The organism is Aeromonas sp. QDB63, from assembly GCF_027707425.1.
GTDB lineage: Bacteria > Pseudomonadota > Gammaproteobacteria > Enterobacterales > Aeromonadaceae > Aeromonas > Aeromonas caviae.
In genome coordinates, this window is the sequence record NZ_JAPCIS010000005.1 from 153,542 (window position 1) to 172,271 (window position 18,730).

Below are 18,730 nucleotides of genomic sequence, written 5' to 3' on the forward strand. Positions count from 1 at the left end.
CTGCGCCGATCCCCAAATTTGCCGTCTGGAAATCCTGTCCAGACGGCAAAAATGTGATTAGTAACGGAAGCGGGAGACGAGTTGGCGCAATTTGTCACCCGTGCCTGCCAGGGCGCGGGTGGTGGTGCTGGACTCCCCGGACGCCTTGGTCAGCTCGCTGACGATCTGCTGGATGGCCACCAGGTTCTTGTTGATCTCCTCGGAGACCGCGTGCTGCTCCTCGGCGGCCGTGGCGATCTGGATGTTCATGTCGTTGATGGTGCCGACCGCCGCTACCATGCTGTCCAGGGAGCTGGCGATGTGGCTCGCCTCCTGCACCGTCTCCTGGCTGCGTGCCTCGCTGGCCTGCATCACCTCCACCGCCTGCTTCACCCCGCCCTGCAGGCGCTGGAGCATCTCGTTGATCTCCTTGGTGCTCTGCTGGGTACGGCCCGCGAGGGATCGCACCTCATCCGCCACCACCGCAAAGCCGCGCCCCTGCTCGCCCGCCCGGGCCGCCTCAATGGCGGCGTTGAGGGCCAGCAGGTTGGTCTGATCGGCGATGCCGCGAATGACCTCCACCACGGAGCCTATCTTGCCGGTCTCGTGGGCGAGCTGCTCGATGACCCCGGCTGCCACATGCACTTCGTCCACCAGCCGGTTGATGCTGCCGATGGCGCTGTTCACCACGCCGCGGGCCGCATCGGACTCGCGGGCCGCATCGCTGGTGGCGCTGGCGGCGTTGGAAGCGCTCGCCGCCACCTCCTGGGCGGTGGAGCTCATCTCGGTCACCGCGGTCACCACCTGATCCGTCTCCTTGCCGTGGCCCTGCATCTGCCTGTCCGCATGCTCGCTCAGGCTATGCAGCCGATCCACGGCCCCCAGCAACTGGTGACTGGTTTCCCCCACCTGGCTCACCACCGACTGGATCCGTTCGACAAAGCGGTTGAAGGCGGCGGCCAGCTGCCCCACCTCGTCCTTGCTCTGCACCTTGAGGCGCTGGGTCAGATCCCCGTCCCCGTCGGCGATGTCATTGAGTGCGGCAACCGCATCCGCCAGCGGGCGGGTGACCCGGTTGCCGATCACCACGGTGGCCGCCAGGGTCACCCCCAGGATCACTAGGATGAACAGCACCCCGGTTTTCAGGGAGCCATACATGGTCTCCTCCCGCTCGCTGCGCAGGGTGGCCAGCTCATTGTCGATGTCGTCGATGTAGAAGCCCGTGCCCACGACCCACTGATACTTGTCGAGCACCAGATTGAAGGAGAGCTTGGGGGCATCCCGCCCGATAGAGGGCTTGTTGGTCCAGTACTCCGAGAAGCCATCTCCTTCCCGCGCCGACTTGATGATCCCCTGAATGAGGAAGGCACCCTTGGTATCCTTGTCCTGCCAGCGGTTCTTCCCCTCCATCTCGGGCCGGGTCGGCAGCAGCACGGTATTGCCCTGATAGTCGTAGACGAAGAAGTAGCCGTCGCTGCCATAGCGCAGCGGCCGCAATATCTCCTTCACCTGCTGGCGCACTTCGGGGCTGTCAGGCTTGCCGTAGCTGCCCTCGATGGCCGTCTTGGCCAGCATCAGATAACTGCTGAGCAGCGCCTTGCGCTCCTTGATTGCCCTCTCCCGCGCCACCACCAGATCCGATTCCAGATCGCTCCTGGCCACCAGGTAGTTGCTGAGATTGACCACCAGGGCCATCAGCAGCACGGGGATGGCCCCCAGTAACAGGATCTTCTGCTTAAGTGTCATTGTGTCACCCTTTGTGCTGTGTTCATTGCTGCATGATGTCTGCCTAAACGGCATGGGAAGCTGGCCGAAAGGGAAGTGCGTTCGCTACAATCCCGCCACCTTTTATTATCGACCCGATGAGCTGACCCATGAGCCAATGTCCTTGCGGTTCCTCCCTCCCCCTCTCCCAGTGCTGTGGCGTGCTCCACGCAGGCCAGACCGCCGCCAGCCCGGAACAGCTGATGCGCTCGCGCTACAGCGCCTTCGTGCTGGGATTGGGGGAGTACCTGGTCCACAGCTGGCACCCTGACTTTCTGCACGGCCTGACGGCGGCCGAGCTCTCATCGACCGACACCCGCTGGGATGGCCTCGAGATCCTCGCCAGCCAGGGCGGCCCCGATGACATCCTCGGCATGGTGGAATTCAAGGCCTGGTTCCTGGAGGGGGACGAACGTCACTGCCTTCATGAGCGCTCCCGCTTCGTGCGCCATCAGGGGCGCTGGGTCTACACCGACGGCGAGCAGGATCCGGCGCCGCTGCGGGTCGGGCGAAACGACCCCTGCCCCTGTGGCAGCGGCAAGAAGTTCAAGAAGTGCTGCGGCTGAGGTTTCCCCCACGCCGCCCTCTGGCCAGCCCCCGGGCTGGCCTTCTCCCCTCCCGTCATGCTTTCCCCTGCCTGCCTCGACGGTGACGTGAGGTTCATCACATTTCGCTCATCACCTCACACTTAATGAGCGTTTACGAACATTAATTTGGCCCATATCAAACATTTTACGTCGTGGAGGCGCCACACTGGCCTCATCTGGAAGAGATGAGACGGGCACGAATGAAAAGAATCACCACACAAGTCGTCATCATAGGGGGGGGCGCCACCGGCGCCGGCATCATGCGCGATTGCGCGCTGCGCGGCATCGACTGCATCCTACTTGAGCGGGACGACATCGCCGCCGGCACCACGGGCCGCAACCATGGCCTGCTCCACTCCGGCGCCCGCTACGCGGTGACGGATCAGGAGTCCGCCCGCGAATGCATTCAGGAGAACCGCATCCTCAAGCGGATCGCCAGCCACTGCGTCGAGGACACCGGCGGCCTCTTCATCACCCTGCCGGAAGATGACATCCATTTTCAAAATACCTTCATGGACGCCTGCGCCCTGGCAGGCATCGACGCCCGCCAGCTGGATCCCGCCGAGGCGCTGCGCCTTGAACCCAACGTCAACCCGGCGCTGATCGGTGCCATCCAGGTGCCGGACGGCACGGTCGACCCCTTCCGTCTGGCTGCCGCCAACGTGCTGGACGCCAAGGAGCACGGCGCCCGCATCTTCACTCACAGCAAGGTGCTGGGGCTGCTGCGCACCCAGGATAGGGTGCACGGGGTCAAGGCCATCAACACCCGCACCGGCGAAGCGTTCGAGGTGGAGTGCCAGGAGGTGATCAACGCCGCCGGCATCTGGGGCCAGCAGATCTGCGAGTATGCCGACCTCGGCATCCGCATGTTCCCCGCCAAGGGCTCATTGCTCATCATGGATTACCGCCTCAACCAGCTGGTGCTCAACCGCTGCCGCAAACCGGCGGACGCGGACATTCTGGTGCCGGGCGATACCATCTCCCTCATCGGCACCACGTCGAGTCGCATCGATTACCACAAGATTGACCAGCTCACCGTCGAGCCCGAAGAGGTGGAGGTGCTGCTGCGCGAGGGGATAAAACTGGCCCCCATCATGGCCCGCACCCGATTGCTGCGCGCCTACGCCGGCGTTCGCCCTCTGGTGGCAGTGGATGGCGACGAGTCCGGCCGCAACATCAGCCGTGGCATCGTGCTGCTGGATCACGCCGAACGAGATGGCCTCCTGGGTTTCAACACCATCACAGGCGGCAAGCTGATGACCTACCGGCTGATGGCCGAATGGGCCACCGACTTGCTTGCCAAAAAGCTTGGCAACAGCAAGCCCTGCCGCACCGCCGAGCTGAGCCTGCCCGGCTCGCGGGATCCGGAGAAGGTCTCCGCCCCCGGTCTCTCGGTACCCGCCGAAGGCTCGGCCCAGTACCGCCACGGCGAGCGGGTCATCGCCTTTTTCCGCGACAACCCCAAGGCCAACGCCCTCATCTGCGAGTGCGAGATGGTGACCGCGGGCGAGATTGAATACGCCCTGCGGGAGCTCGACGTGGACAACCTGGTGGACTTGCGCCGCCGCACCCGCCTCGGCATGGGCCCCTGTCAGGGGGAGCTGTGCGCCTATCGCGCCGCCGGTCTGATGCAGGAGTACGGCAAGGCGGACGGTCGTCAGGCCTGCGTCATGCTGCGCCAGTTCCTGGAGGAGCGCTACAAGGGCACCCGGCCGGTGCTGTGGGGCGATGCCCTGCGGGAAGCAGAATTTACCTACTGGATCTACGAAGGGCTGTTCGGCCTTGGCGAGTGGACGGCCCCCCACCTGGTGAGCGAGCCCCCCTTCCCGCTCGATGCCAGCACCGCCAATTCCACCAAGGAGCGCAGCCATGAAATTTGACAGCATCGTGATCGGCGGCGGCATGGCGGGCCTCTCCGCAGCCCTGCGCCTCGCCGAGGCGGGCCAGAAGACCCTGCTGATGGCCTCCGGCCAGAGCGCCCTGCACTTCTCCTCCGGCTCGGTGGATCTGCTGGAGAGCGACGGGGATCCCCGCGCCGCCCTGCCCGCCTTCATGGCGGCCCATCCGGATCACCCTTACAGCAAGGTGGGGATGCAGAATATCGAGGGGAGTCTGGCCGACCTGCAACGCCACTGCGCAGAAGAGGGGCTACCCTTGATGCGCCAGGAGCACAACCACCAGCGGCTGACCCCCATCGGCACCCTGAAATCCACCTGGCTCTCCCCCGACACTTGCGCCTGCATGACCGATGCCCCCGCCCCGGACGCCATCCTGCTCGCCACCCTGGAAGGGTTTCGCGATTTTCACCCGGCGCTCGCGGCGGCGAATCTCGCGACCCACGCCCGTTTTGCCCACAGCCGCATCCTGACCGGGGAAATTCGCCTGCCCCAGCTCGCCCAGTTCAGCCGCAATCCCCACGAGTTTCGCTCCGCCGACATCGCCCGCCTGTTCGACAAGCAGGGGCCTGGCCAGCAGGACCTGCTGGCGGATCTGGCCCGCGAGATCAGCCGCATGGTGCAGGGATGCGGCGTGCCCGGCTGTCGCCATATCGTGCTGCCCGCTTGCCTGTCGCTGGGGCTGGTCGGCCCGCGTCTGAGCGAGCTGGAACGGCGCACCGGCTGCACCATCAAGGAGGTGGCCACCATGCCGCCGTCCCTCATCGGCATGCGGATGCAGGAGGCCCTCAAGCGCCGCGTCATGACCCTTGGCGGCACCTTCCTCACCAGCGAGCGGGTGCTGGGCGCCCGCTATGACGGCGACAAGGTGATCGGGGTGCACAGCCAGCACGGGGAGGATCAGCTGTTCGAGGCGGACCACTTCGTGCTCGCCTCCGGCAGCTTCTTCAGCCGCGGGCTGGAGTCGCGCCTCGGGGGCATTCGTGAACCCATCTTCGATGCCGACGTACTGAGCCTTGCCGAGCGCGACGCCTGGGCCGGCCGCCGCCTGTTCGACCACCACCCCTTCATGGGCTTCGGGGTCAAGACCGACGAGCGGCTGCGGGTGCTGCGCGGCGGCAGGCCCCTCACCAACCTCTACGGCGCCGGCAGCGTGCTGGCGCACTATGACCCCATTAAAGAAGGTTCCGGCTCCGGCGTGGCCGTTGCCACCGGCTGGCAAGCCGCTGGCCATATTCTGGCGGAGGGCTGAGATGAATCACATATTCCCACTCCAACGACACAGCGTGCTGGCCCACGACGATGCCCAATCCATGGAGGGCTCTGGCTCAGGTGTCGCGGTCGCCACCGGCTGGCAGGCCGCCGGTCACATTTTGAGTTCAGCCCAATGATGATTTCGCCCCATATCCCGTGCCTTCACACCCAACGGGAGGAGAACTGACATGCTACTGGATCATGCCAACCAGACTTTCGATCAGTGCATCAAATGCACCGTCTGTACCGCCTACTGCCCGGTGGCCAAGGCCAACCCGGCCTACCCCGGCCCCAAGCAGGCGGGCCCGGATGGGGAGCGGCTGCGCATCAAGAGCCCCGAGCTCTTTGACAGCGCCCTCAAGTACTGCACCAACTGCAAGCGCTGCGAAGTGGCTTGCCCGAGCGGGGTGCGCATCGGCGACATCATCGCCAAGGCCAAGCACCAGTACAGCGGCTTCAAACCGGGGATCCGCGAGTTCGTGCTCTCCCACACGGATCTAATGGGCAGCATGTCCACCCTGATGGCCCCGGTGGTCAACTTCACCACCGGCCTCAAGCCGATGAAGCAGGTGCTGGACAAGGCGCTGGGGGTCTCCTCCCACCGGGACTTGCCCAAATACTCACAAGGCACCTTCCGCGGCTGGTACAAGAAGCAGAAAACGACTCAGGCCCGCTTTGCGCGCCAGATCGCCTACTTCCACGGCTGTTATGTGAACTACAACCACCCCCAGCTCGGCAAGGAGCTGGTGCAGGTGCTCAACGCCATGAACATCGGTGTCCAGCTGCTTGCGCGGGAGAAGTGCTGCGGCGTGCCGCTGATTGCCAACGGCTTCATGGACAAGGCCAGGCAGCAGGCGGCTTTCAACATCCAGCAGCTGGAGAACACCCTGCTCGGCAACGAGATGCCGCTCTTGGCCACCTCCTCCACCTGCGGCTTCACCCTGCGGGACGAATATCCCCACCTGCTGGAGCAGGACAACCACAAGGTGCGCGATCGCATCTCCCTGGTGACCCGCTTCCTGTGGAACGAGTTCGATCGGGGCAACAAACCGGCCATGAAGCCCCTCAATCTGCACATCGCCTACCACACCCCCTGCCACCTGGAGAAGATGGGGGGCGTCATCTACACCCTCGAGCTGCTGCGGGCCATCCCCGGCGTCAAGGTGACGGTGCTGGACTCCCAGTGCTGCGGCATCGCCGGCACCTACGGCTTCAAGTCGGAAAACTACGACACCAGCCAGGCCATCGGTCAGGGGCTGTTTGATCAGATAAACCGGCTCAAACCCGATCTGGTCATCACCGACTGCGAGACCTGCAAGTGGCAGATCGAGATGAGCACGGCGTTTCGCTGCGAACACCCGGTGCACCTGCTGGCACGGGCGCTGGCCTGACCGCTATCCCCCGGTCCGCCCATCATCAGGGGCACCGGCTTGGAAGAGACACTCCCGGTCAATGCCTGCGCCCCCTCTGGCCGGCATTGACCGGGATCGGCGCGGCAAGGCTCTGACGCCGCCCGGGCAGCCCGATGGGAGGCCCGGGCGGCGAACTCTTTTGGTTGTTTGAACCGCTAGCACAGTGAAAAGCAGCAACAACACCCACTCTGTTAAAAACCACCTCCTATTGCCACCACCAGAAAACATCAAGCCAGCATATTCAGCCAAAAAAAAGAGCCGGCATTCGCCGGCTCTTTGCATCATCTCACCCCATCAGGGGTGCTGGATGATCAGGCTGTGCTGATCCAGCATGGATTGCAGGATGTCGTGAGAGGAGGAGCCGCTCAGGTTCCAGCCACTCAGATCCACGTCCTTCAGGGTGATCTGCTGGGTGACATTGCCATCCCCCGCCGGGGAGACCGACAGGCTCACGTCACTCAGGCCATTGCCGGTGCTGGTCACCGATGCCTGGAGATGACCCAGCAGGCCATCCACGCTGTTGTCGGTCACCCCCTTTAGCAGGTCCGCCAGATCGATCCTGTCCCCCTCCTGGGGACGGAAGTCGGTGATGGTGTCTATCGCCGGAGAGGCCGTCGTCCCCTCGTCACCACTGCCCCACACGAAGAGATCGCTGCCGGCGCCACCGGTCAGGATGTCGTTGCCCTGACCGCCCCGCAGCACATCATCCCCCATGCCGCCCAGGAGGCGATCATTGCCTGAGGAGCCGAACAGCCAGTCCCCCTGATCCGAGCCCAGCAGATCGTGGCCGCTCTGGCTGTGGATGGTGATGGTCTCCGTGGCCGAGCTCAGGGTGCTGCCACCCAGGCTGGATTCGGCACTCAGGGTGAGGGCATGATCCCCCGCCGGCAGATCCTTGAGGTAGATGGGCACGGACTGGTCCATCGGCAGCAACCAGTCGTTGCCATCCGCGTGGCCGACGCTCTGGCCGTGCTCGTCCACCACCTGGGCGTTGCCGAGGTTCTGGATCCGCACAGACAGCTCGCCCGGTGCAGGATTGACCACGCTGGCGCTGAGGTTGAGCGGCACCCAGGCCCCTTGCAGCGCAAGGATATCGTGGGTGCCGACCCCCAGTTGGGGATCGTCCGGCTCGGCCGTCACCTGGATGGCAATCTGGGTGCTGTCGGTCAGGACGCCACCGGCACCGGTATTGCCCTGATCCGAGGTGGTGATGCTCAGGTTGTCCTGACCCCAGAAGTCCCTGGCTGGCTCGTAGTGCAGGTTGCCTGCCAGCAGGCCGTTGAGATCATCGAGCGACCCGACCAGGGTCACCACGCTGGTCCCCGCCCCCTGCACCGAGACGGCGCCTGCCGCCCCCAGCAGGGTCAGCACACCGTGCTCCACCCGCAGCACCATGGAGATGGGGGCGCTGCCCGCATCCACGTCCTTCACGCTGATCCCGGTGAGCGACAGGGAGCCATCCTCTTTCACCTGCAATGAGCCCGGCACCTGAGTGACAGGGGCATCGTTGACCGGCTCGACCTCGATGGGCAGCACGTCGGTATCGCTCAGGGGACCACCGCTGCCGGTGTTGCCAAGATCATTGGTCACCATGGTCAGGGCATCCTGGCCATTGAAGTCCTGCTCGCCCTGATAGGTCACGCCCCCTGCGAGCAAGGCATTGATGGCATCCTGGGAACCGCTCAGCACCAGGGTGTTGCTGCCGCTGCCGCTCACCGTCACGCCACTGCCCGCCGCCAGCTCCAGGGTGCCGTGCAGCACGGAGAGGGGGCTGTTGCCCGCATCCACATCGCTCACCTGCAGCCCGTGAATGGTGAAGGGCTGATCTTCCTGCGCCACCTGGGGCGTCGTTGGCAGCTGGTTGACGGGGGCATCGTTGACCGGTTGTACCAGGATGGGCAGCACATCGGTGTCACTCAGGGCGCCACCGCTGCCGGTATTGCCCCTATCGTCCGTCACCATGGTCAAGGCGTCATTGCCATGGAAGTCCGGGTCGCCCTGATAGGTGACGCCGCCCGAGAGCAGGGCATTGAGATCCGCCAGCGTGCCGGTCAGCACCACATCGCCGGTACCGTTGCCGGTCAGGGTCACGCCGCTCCCGGCCGGCAGGGTCAGGGTGCCGTGCTCCACCGAGAGGCGCACTTCCATGATGCCGTTGCCCGCATCCACGTCCTTGACCTGCAGACCCTGGATGACGAACGGCTCGTCCTCCTGTGCCACCTGGGGATCATCGGGCAGCACGTTGACGGGGGCGTCGTTTACCGGGCTCACATCGAGATGGATGGTGCCGTTCACTTCGGGGCCGAGGGCGCCGTTGTCCAGGCTCTGGGCCGTCACCTTGATCGCCATGGCGCCGTTGGCGTCGTTGGTCACGAGCTCCACCGCGTCGAGCTTGCCGCCGTCCGTGGTGACCTGCCAGCGGCCACCGCCGAGATCCACTACGGTGCCGCTCACCCCGCTCGGCAGGCGGATTTCTGCCCCGTCCGGCACCCCTTCCAGGGTGACGCGCACCTGCTCGGGCCCGTTCTCGTGCACATTGCCGGCATTGCCGCCGGTGGCCTGGGTATCCCGGGTCTCCACCCCCAGGTTCAGGGTGATCACATCCCCTTCGGTGCCGCTCGCCTGCTCCTGCATGTCAGTGATGACCGCATCCCCCACCGGATTGACGGTGAAGCCCGCACTGGTTTCAAGGGGCAGGGTCAGCCCCTTGTCCAGGGTGAAGGCGCTCAGGGTCAGATCCACGGTGCCGCTGAAGTCCGCAGGCGGGATCAGGGTCAGCTTGGAGAAGTCGGTGCCCACAGGCACCTGCCACACCCCACCGCCGATGTTGACCGCCGGGGCGGACAGGGTGAAGCCATCCGGCACCCCCTTGATCTGCAGCCCGACGATCTGCTCGGAGCCATCGTTGTCGATGAGGCTGGCCCCCAGCCCCCCCAGGCTCACGCTGCCATCTTCCTGGCCCGTGACGTTCTGGACCGTGAGGTTGGCCGGATCGTTCACCGGCAGCACCTCGAAGCTCACGTTGCCGCTCCAGCTCCCCCGATCCTTGCCCGTGGTGGCGGTATCGAGAATATCCACCGTCACCGCCAGCGGCACCTTGCCGCTGAAGTGTTCTTTGGGCACGAACACCAGATCCTTCAGATCCGCCGGGTCGTTCACCGTGAGGGTGGAGACCGGCTGGCCGTTCTTGTCGAAGAAGTGACCATATTGGGGATCCACGGTCACGACCACCTGCTCCACGGTCTCGAAACCGCCATCGGCCACCGAGGGGCTGATGTCGGCGAGCTTGACCGAGAGATCGAGATGAATGTCGGTGTCTTCCAGGTTGTCAGGCTGGCCGTCGCCGTTTACGTCCTTCACGTTCAGTTGCAGCTCCGGCAGGCCGTCCGCCCCGCCGTTGATGTCCACCTCCGGGGTGATGGAGAGAGTGACATCCTTCTCCACCATCTTGGTGTCACCGCTCACGGTGTCGGTGTTGACCAGGCGCACATTGAAGTGCAGGCCGTCACCGGCATAGTCTTGCGGCAGGGTCAGGGTCAGGCGGTCGAGATCATCGAGGCCACCCGGCAACTTGATGAGGTACTCGCCGTTGACGAAGTCGAAGGTGAGCCCCTGTACGTTGACGCCCGGGGGGAGACCAGTGATGACGATGCTGAGCTCGTCATCCCCGCTGTCCGCCGTGCCCAGGGTCACCATCTGCTTGAGCTGGCTGCCGAAGTTGACGCCGTGATCCTCCACCCCGGTGATGGGGGCGCTGTTGTCAAAATCGACATCGGCGGCCACCTGGCCCGAGTGGGTCGCACCATGGAAGTCGGCACTGGCTGTGATCTCCCGATAGGCCGGGGCGCTCACATCCCCCTCGTTGTTGTCACCAAGGTCGATCACCCTGGCGCTCACCTTGAAGGTGACGGTGCCGGTGAAGCCATCCGGCGAGCGCAAGGCGTAGCTGCCGAGGGCGTCATGGGGCACGGTCCAGTTGCCCTGACCATCGTTGATCCCCCCCACCACAACAAAGCCGGGGGGCAGATCGCTGATCACCAGGTTGTCGATGACCTCATCACTGCTGGGGTCCAGATCCTCGAACACGAAGACGCCGTCCAGCGGGATGTCGTGCCCGTCCGGGCTCTCCAGCTGACCGGTCTGCACCAGGTTGCCATCGGGCTCCACCACCGCCTGGATATCCACATGCAGGGTGCCGTCGATCACCTTCTGGGCGGTGGCGCTGGAGTCCACATCCACTTGTGTCACCGTGACATGGCTCTGGAGGGTGGTGTCCCTGTCGCTGTCCTCGGGCCCTTTCACCAGCAGCTGGCCACCTCCGAGCAGGTTCTGCAGCTCGGCGTCGCTCAACTCCACGGCGCCGCCGCTCACGGTCAGCTGGGTCTCGACCCCGCCCACACGGATCCAGACTTCATACCCGGGTTCGATACCGGAGAGGCTGAGGTGGGTCACCTTCTCGGCGCCGTCGGTCAGGTCAGGCTGCCAGTCGAGGACGGTGAACTGATCCTCCAGGCCATGGCTGGTCTTGGCATAGTCGGTGGCGTCGATGGCCGGCTCCACCTTGATGGTGAGGGGCACGTCGAAGCTCTTGTGATCGCCGTCGTTCTCGGTCACCACCACGTGTCCGACCAGGTGCAGATCGGCGGTGCTGTTGAGGGGCGGCTGGATCTGCAGGTTGCCGAGGCTGGTCACATCCACCTGGTAGAGGGGATTGCCCTTGCCATCGAGCCCGGCGAAGGTTGAGGGTCAGCTCCTTGCCATTGCCGTCGAATACCCTGGCCCCTTCCGGCAGCCCTTCCAGCACCAGGTTCAGGGTTTCCGAGTGATCGAGCGGGGTATCCGTCCACTCCCCCGAGGTGAGCTTGAAGTCCAGCGGTGCCCGGCCATCCTCCTGGATGGTGATGCTGTAGCCGTTGCCATCCTGGGTCCAGTCGGTGGTATTGAGATCGAAATGGGGTTCATCCACTACCCCCACCAGATCCACGTGCAGGCTCTGGCTGCCGGTCTCCTTCTCGTTCACCACGGTGTGGGTCTGGCCGCTGGCATCGGTCAGGATGGCGGTGTCCTTCACCACCCCCTTGATGGTGAGATCGAAATCGACGTTGCTGTTTTTGGGCGGCAGCAGCTTGAGGTCATTGATGCGGTCATAGGGCACCTCGTAGTAGCCGTTGGTATCCAGAGTGACCGCCACCCCGCCCAGCAGCAGGTGGCACCGGCGGGCAGGCCGCTGATGCGCACGAACAGCTGCTCGGAGCCATCCGTGGTGTCTCCCAGATGGGCGAGCCCAATCTTGCTGCCCAGATCGATCAGGGTATCTTCCTTGCCCTGGATCTCGCGCACCGTCAGCTTGGCGTCGTCCGCCAGCGGGTTCACGTTGACAATCACCTCCAGCGGATCGCCGAGGGCCGTCTCCTTGCCGGTCACCACCGGGGTTTTCTCCGTGCTCACCGGGGTCACAATGAGTTTGATGTCACCGCTGTAGTCCTTGCCGGGCACCACGGTCACCTTGTTGATGTCGCCACCAGCCACCGTATAGAGGCCGTTCGCCCCCGGGGTGAGCACCTTGCCGTTCAGGGTCAGCGTGCCCTGGCCGGACGCCCATTTGATCTGGTAGCTCAGGGTCTCGGAGCCGTCCGTATCGGTGAGACCCGCCTTGACGTTGAGGGCGATGCCGCTGCTGTCCTCGTCCGTGGTGTAGTGCTGGTGCGTGCTACCCACATCCCACAGGGGTTTGTCGGCAATGCCCTGCACCGTGATGTCCAGATTGCCGGTCAACACCGGGGGCTTGCTCCCCTCGGTGACCCCCACCTGCAACTGCACCGGGAAGCGCAGCGCAGCACCTCCGTTGTTGTAGCTCGAGTAGTCGTGGTTCGGCACAAAGGTGACACCGGTGAGCTGGAACTTGTCATCGGTGTTGGCCACCGCCACCATGGCCGCGGGCGGCACCTCATACCAGGTCTTGCCCCCCTGGGTGATGGTGGTCAGTGCGACGCCGTTGAAATAGAAGGTGCCCTGGGCGTTGGCTGGCGCCTGGATAAGCAACTGTTCCACATGCTCGCCCCGATCGAAATCCCCCACATCCAGGTTCATGGTGATGGGGATCCCCTGGCCCGGATCGCTCGCCCCCGCATCCTCCTGGCCGGTGACTGCGCTCACGGTGAGCTTGCCAGCCTCGTCCCGGATGGTCAGGGTCAGAAGACCGTCGTCGGTATCTCCGTCGCCATCCACCAGGTGGAAGCCTATCTGCTGTACCAGGGTGCTGTTGCTGTGATCGATGCCTGATTTGGCGGTGAAGCTGTAGTCACCCTCGGCATTGATCACCAGGGTGCCGATGATCTGCCCCGTGCCATCTGTCACCGAGATGGTGGTGTTGCCTGTGGCGGCGATGGGGTGCTCGGTGCCATTGATGGTCACCGCTCTCACCACCGCATCATCCGCCCCCTCGCTGGCAGTGGCCAGCAGATCGCCGGTCACTTTCGCCCCTTCATTCAGGGTCTTGCTCGCGTCCACGGCCACCGGCACGTCGTCCTGCACGCTCACATGACCGATCACTTCGGCGCTCAGATCCCCGTCACTGTCCCGTGCCTGCAATGGCAGCTGGATATCCAGCAGATCCTTACCCTGGACGCTGTGATCCAGGTTGCCGGTCAGCTCGAAGGTGTAGCGGCCGGACACATCCAGGGTCAGCTTGAAGATGAGCTTGCCTGCGCTGTCCTTGCCAAGGTAGACACCCGGCTGGCTGTCTGCCCCTATGGTGACCGCCTTGCCCCCCGACGTCAGGGTATTGAGGGCGTTGAAGCGGGCTACATCCAGTTGCAGGGAAACCACCCGGTCACTCCCGGCGGCGATCGTCACCTGGCCGATGGCAACCTCTCCCGTGCCTGACGGGCTGGTACCCCCATGCTGGCCACTGCCCCCGTTGAGGTCCGACTCCTTGACGGTCACCCCCTCGATGGCGGTGATCACGGGATCCGCAGCATCGGTGATCACCGCCGTGGTGCTACCGGTGATCACGCTGCCGTCGCTGTCGGTCACCTTCACCGGCAGGCTCAGGTTGAGCTTGTCGTCGGCACCGTGATCCAGGTTGGTGTGTACCGTCACCTGGTAATCGAGGGTTGCCTGGGTGTGGGCTTCGATGCGCCCCGGCACGCTCGGCAGGGTCACCGTCAGCACCAGGGTGCCGCTCGCAGTCACTGCCTGGAAGCTGTGGCCGTTGCTGCCCGCCACCTCTTGCCAGGTGAGGGTCTCGCCGTTGTGGGTGATGGCCTTGCCACTCCCATCCACGACTTGGCCCGAGAGGGTCAGCCGCACGTCCACCACGGGATCGGAGTCTGCAGTGATGGTCAGGGTGCCAGTGGCATGCTGATCATCGCCGGTCTGGTTGTTGGCGGCGCCATCGAAGCGCCCTTCACTCACCGTCACACCGGTCAGGCTGAGGGTCGGTTTGTCCCCTTCCGAAATGCGGATGTTGAGGGTGCCCGTGGTGCTGTCGTTGTTGCCGCTTCCCTTGTCGCTGTCGACGATGTTGAGCTTGAACGGCAGGTCGGTCGCAGTGCCACCGCTCTGGTGAACCCCCTGATAGAGGGTCACCTTGTAGTCAAAACCGTTGCTGGCGGCGTTGTCCAGCTTGCCCACCAGTTCGACCTGAAGCACCTCGACGCGCTGACCATTGACTTCCACATAGCCCTTCAGCACCTGGTTGCCCGGGATGCTGGCATCGCCGTCTACCAGCTCGTATTTGACGCTCTGGCCCAGGGCGGTCAGCGCTGGTTGCTCGCTGATGTCGGCAAACGACACCTCGCTCACCCGATCAGAGCCCGCATTGACCTGGAAGTGGCCGGTGCCGGTCAGGGTGTTGTGGCCGTCGAGCCCACGCTCATCCAGGCTCACCCCGCTGCCCGCCACGAAGTGCGGCGCATGGCCGTCCTTGATGGTGAGCGGCAAGTCGGTGGAGACCCTGTCCCCATCCTTGTCGGTCAGGGTGACGGTGAGCGGCAGGTCGAGGGACTCGCTGCCCTGGTGATCCAGCTCGGCCCCCAGGGCCACCTTGGCGGTGACGCTCCAGTTGCCGTTGCTCTCCACCAAATCCAGCTCGGCCCGCAGCACCTCGCGGCCGTCGGCGCTGGTCCCCACCAGCTCGCCGCTGGCATCCAGGGTGAAGGTCACCGGGCTGCCATGGCTGCTGTACTTGCCATCCAGGCTCTGCTGAATGGCTGCGATATCGAATTTGAGGCTGCTCGTGTCGAGCGCATCAGCCCCGTGGCTCACGGTGAAGCTCATGTGGCTCACCACATCCTTCGCCCCCTGGTTCGCCTCCGTCATCTCGGTGCCGGTCACGGCGCTGATGACCGGATTCGCCCCGTCGCCGATGGCAACGCTCAGGGTGGAGGAGACTTTATCTCCGTCACTGTCGGTGAGGGTGAAGCCCGCCTTGAGCAGACTGTCTGCACTCCCCTGATCCAGCGGCTGGTTCAGGGTGAAGACGTAGTGACCGTTCTGATCCAGCGTCAACGTGAAGACGTTCTGGCCGTTGACGGCGCCGCTGATGCTGTTGCCGCTGATGGTGATGATCACAGGCTGGCCGCCGCTGGTGAGCCCCTGCAGGCCAGGCTGGCTGGCATCGAATGCGATGTTGACCAAGGGATCGGCCCCGGCGGTGATGGCCAGATCCCCGGTGAGGGTCTGGGCTGCGCTCCAGTCGCTGTCCTCCACCAGGGTGAGGGAGACGGGGTCGACCTGGGGCAGCACGCCGTCGGTGATATGAATATTGAGGGTGCCAAGGTTGCTCTTGTCCCCGTCAAAGTCGGTGCCTTGCACCTGCAGCCCCAGGTTGACGCTGTTGGTGCTGACCGGTTGATCCAGCACGCCATCGAGCGCCACCTGGTACTTGCCATCCAGCCCCAGGGTCACGGTCAGAATGGTCTTGCCGCCCGCATCCAGCAGGGTGATGACGTTGCCGTTGACCTGATAGTGGGTCGGCTGACCGCCGCTGGTGAGGCCATTCAGGCCAGGCTGGTTCGCCTCGAAATTGAGCGACACCAGGCGATCGCTGCCCACGCTCACCGGCAACTGGCCATCCAGGGTCTGGCCCGAGGCCCCTTCCTGCAAGGTGACCCCGCTATCGATGCCAAGGCGGGGATCCACACCGTCGCTGATGGAGACAACCAGATCGGCGCGGGTCTCGTCGCCGTCGATCTCCTTGGCGGAAACGGTGAGCCCGAGGGAGAGCTGGTCGCTGCCCTGATGATCCAGAGGCCCATTGAGGGAGACGGTGACATTGCCGTCGATATCACTGCCATGTTGGCTGGCAGTCAGCTCGGCCTTCAGCACCTCGACCCGCTTGCCATTGCCATCCAGGTAATAACCCGTCAGCAGGCGATCACCGGTGAATTCGAAGGTCAAGGCGTGGCCGTCGCTGCTGATACCGCTGCCGTTGAGACGGGCCAGGGTTGCACTCTGATCCGCGAAGACGGCACTTGTTGCCACCAAGGGATCGGACTGATGGCCCACCACGAACTGGCTCTGTCCCACCACCGCCGCCGGATTGGTGAAATCATCCTCCGTGAGGCTGATGGGGGCGATGGTGAAGTCCGGTGGTGTGCTGTCTACCAGGTTGACGGTAAGATTGGCGCTCACCCGATCCCCGTCGCTGTCGCGGTACTCCAGGGCAAAGGGCAGGCTCAGGCTATCCTGGCCGTGATCCAGGCTCTGGTTCCAGACGATGCGATAGCTGCCGTCGTTGGCCAGGGTCAGGGTGAAGACGGTCACGCCCCCCGCGCTGGCGGTGAGGGTCTGGCCGCTGACCTGGTAGGCGAGCGCCGTCCCGTGGCTGGTCAGGCCAAGCTGATTGAGGGCACCTTGATCGGCGGCAAAACTCACCTGCAGGTTGCCATCAAGCCCGGCACCGGTGTGCAGGGATCCGGTGGCACTCACCGGCCCCTTGGCGAGATCCGCCTCGGAGAGGGTCAGAGTATCGCTCTGACCAATGAGGGGAGCCCCGTCAATAACCCGGTTGCCCGCCAGATCCGTCACCTCGGCGCGTACCTCGTAGGGGCCCGAGAGAGTGGTGAGATCCAGGCCATTGAGCTGCCAGCGGCCGTCACTGCCCACCAGGGCACTGCCGCTGAAGAGGGTCTGGCCATTCTGGCCAACCAGGGTGATGGTCACCCGCTGCCCCGCCTCCACGTCCGTGGTACTGCCGCTCAGGGTGACCTTGTCATGGCCGAGGATGCTGTCGGTATCGAGATCGTCGATGTCGATGGCTGCACGGGTATCCACCGTCACCGTCAGGGTGTCGCTGGCCCGGTTGCCCGCGATGTCCACCGCATCGACGCGAAAATCATGGGCGCCATCGGCCAGGGTATCGGGGATCTGATATTGCCAGTTGCCGTTGCCATCCACGGTGAGCACGACCATCACCTTGCCTTCCAGGGTCAGGGTAACGGTAGCGCCAGGCTCCCCCTTCCCTTGCAGTAGCGGTGTGGTGTCGCGGGTCAGATCATCGGTCTGGCTGGTGCCGGTGTCGCTCTCGTCCGCCAAATCCAGGGTAATGGTGGTGATGGTGTCGAGCAGGGTCTGGCCGGTGTCGCTGGCCCGGTTGCCGGCTGCATCCTGGGTATCGGCCTGGATGGTCAGGGGGCCGTCCACCAGCTTGCCGGTGACGTCGCCGAAGTTTGCCTCCCAGACGAAGCCGGGCAGCACCACTGTGGTGGTGGTCAGGCGATTGCCATCCTGATCTATCAGAGTGACGGTGACGGTCTGGCCGACTTCCACATCCTCGACAAAGCCGCGAATGATGACGCCGGTCGCCTCGTCGGCATTGATGATGTTGTCATCGGTCTGGGGTTCTGTGATGGTGATGGCTGCCAGCAGATCCTGATCTTCGGCATAGAGCAACTCGTCGCCCGGTTGACGCGCCTCATGGCTGGTGTCAAATCCCGCCTCGGCCAGAGTCGCATCATTGATGCGATCCACCACCACGAAACCGCTGGCGCTGGAGCCGGCCACACCGCCAACCGTACCGGCCGCCGCGTTACCGGCCGCGGTCTCCTCGAATAGTTCGGTCGGGTCAGCCCCCGGACGGATCGCCTCCTGGAGGCTCGCCAGCTCGGCATCGGCACCGGCGGGCAGTACCGCCTCGTGCTAGGTGGGCTCGGGGCGTTCGCTGCCCGCCTCCGCCAGCTCCACCTGTCCGTCGGATTCGGTGAGCAGGCGCATCCCGGGCTCCAGTTGCATGCCAGGGGTGGCACGGCGCAAAGAGCCGTCCGCATCCATCACAAACACAGCGCCCTCCACCTTGGCAATAAGAGTCGGTTTATCGATTCGCAGCTCGGCCATATATCCTCCAACGGGTAAACACAGACTTCCCAGCACATGAAGCGTAAAGGGAAAGTCTCCGTGACAGGCGGCTATTTTACCGTCAATAACCCCCTATAACCCTTCGTCATTTTCGAAAATATCGAAAGTAAATGCCGCCAACCGTCCTATTAAATTCAATAAGACGCTATCAAGCCGCGAATATGCTGGAATAAAGCCCTTATTTTCCCTTTCATGAAAACAGATGGCTCTCTTGGCACCCATTTCTACGACAGCTTCTGTCACAAAGTCCCTTGACAGGGACCATGGTGATGGAAAACCGAAGCCTCCCCCTCACCCCTTCGCAAGCTTAATATTGAATTTAATTTCAATATCAGCAGTTTATTCTCTCTCTGCATGCGGTGTATCTCTCCGCCGCCTCTCGCCCAGCCCTCCTCGCCAACATGATGAACATCGATTTTACCTATTTTCATCAAAAGAGAACGGGTGGAAATAACCCTCGGATGAGGTTCAATAATTCCAC

General features: G+C 64.0%; 9 protein-coding genes. 5 read left to right on the plus strand and 4 right to left on the minus strand.

The features are described 5' to 3' along the window. Positions 1–57: 57 nt before the first annotated feature. Entirely contained in the window at positions 58–1,725 is a 1,668-nt protein-coding gene (locus PG879_RS05725; RefSeq protein ID WP_257707698.1) for a methyl-accepting chemotaxis protein, read from the minus strand. A gap of 128 nt (positions 1,726–1,853) precedes the next feature. Here PG879_RS05725 and PG879_RS05730 point away from each other — a divergent pair, with 128 nt between their 5' ends. The 5 genes from PG879_RS05730 to glpC all read left to right on the plus strand — a co-directional run bounded on the left by PG879_RS05730 (position 1,854) and on the right by glpC (position 6,870). Next, the gene (locus PG879_RS05730) at positions 1,854–2,309 is read left to right on the plus strand and encodes a YchJ family protein (protein WP_257707697.1); all 456 of its coding nucleotides are present in this window, start codon (positions 1,854–1,856) and stop codon (positions 2,307–2,309) included. 221 nt (positions 2,310–2,530) lie between these two features. Further along, a complete protein-coding gene (gene glpA / locus PG879_RS05735) occupies positions 2,531–4,210 on the plus strand; it encodes an anaerobic glycerol-3-phosphate dehydrogenase subunit A (protein WP_270806978.1) in 1,680 nt (559 codons plus the stop codon). Next, a complete protein-coding gene (gene glpB / locus PG879_RS05740; protein ID WP_236277007.1) occupies positions 4,200–5,477 on the plus strand; it encodes a glycerol-3-phosphate dehydrogenase subunit GlpB in 1,278 nt (425 codons plus the stop codon). Before glpA ends, glpB begins: the two co-directional genes overlap by 11 nt. Before the next feature lies 1 nt (position 5,478). Then, positions 5,479–5,616 carry a hypothetical protein gene (locus PG879_RS05745; RefSeq protein ID WP_201972409.1) on the plus strand — a complete coding sequence of 46 codons (138 nt, stop codon included), beginning with the start codon at positions 5,479–5,481 and terminating at the stop codon, positions 5,614–5,616. 51 nt (positions 5,617–5,667) lie between these two features. Beyond that, a complete protein-coding gene (gene glpC, locus PG879_RS05750) occupies positions 5,668–6,870 on the plus strand; it encodes an anaerobic glycerol-3-phosphate dehydrogenase subunit GlpC (RefSeq protein ID WP_010674925.1) in 1,203 nt (400 codons plus the stop codon). 315 nt (positions 6,871–7,185) lie between these two features. On the opposite strand, the gene PG879_RS20560 is transcribed toward glpC, so the two are convergent. From PG879_RS20560 to PG879_RS20570, 3 genes are all read right to left on the minus strand, one after another. After that, positions 7,186–11,583 carry a type I secretion C-terminal target domain-containing protein gene (locus PG879_RS20560; RefSeq protein WP_405695519.1) on the minus strand — a complete coding sequence of 1,466 codons (4,398 nt, stop codon included), beginning with the start codon at positions 11,581–11,583 and terminating at the stop codon, positions 7,186–7,188. Positions 11,584–11,958: 375 nt separating this feature from the next. Next, on the minus strand, positions 11,959–18,021 hold the full coding sequence (locus PG879_RS20565; protein ID WP_442866269.1) for a retention module-containing protein: 6,063 nt from the start codon (positions 18,019–18,021) through the stop codon (positions 11,959–11,961). 12 nt (positions 18,022–18,033) lie between these two features. Further along, complete coding sequence (locus tag PG879_RS20570; RefSeq protein ID WP_213319250.1) at positions 18,034–18,228, minus strand: hypothetical protein; 195 nt, start codon at positions 18,226–18,228, stop codon at positions 18,034–18,036. Positions 18,229–18,730 lie beyond the last annotated feature (502 nt).

Coding starts and splice junctions, on each gene's coding strand:
- PG879_RS05725 (WP_257707698.1), bottom strand. CDS start 1,725: ATGACACTTAAGCAGAAGATCCTGTTACTGGGGGCCATCCCCGTGCTG.
- PG879_RS05730 (WP_257707697.1), top strand. CDS start 1,854: ATGAGCCAATGTCCTTGCGGTTCCTCCCTCCCCCTCTCCCAGTGCTGT.
- glpA (WP_270806978.1), top strand. CDS start 2,531: ATGAAAAGAATCACCACACAAGTCGTCATCATAGGGGGGGGCGCCACC.
- glpB (WP_236277007.1), top strand. CDS start 4,200: ATGAAATTTGACAGCATCGTGATCGGCGGCGGCATGGCGGGCCTCTCC.
- PG879_RS05745 (WP_201972409.1), top strand. CDS start 5,479: ATGAATCACATATTCCCACTCCAACGACACAGCGTGCTGGCCCACGAC.
- glpC (WP_010674925.1), top strand. CDS start 5,668: ATGCTACTGGATCATGCCAACCAGACTTTCGATCAGTGCATCAAATGC.
- PG879_RS20570 (WP_213319250.1), bottom strand. CDS start 18,228: ATGGCCGAGCTGCGAATCGATAAACCGACTCTTATTGCCAAGGTGGAG.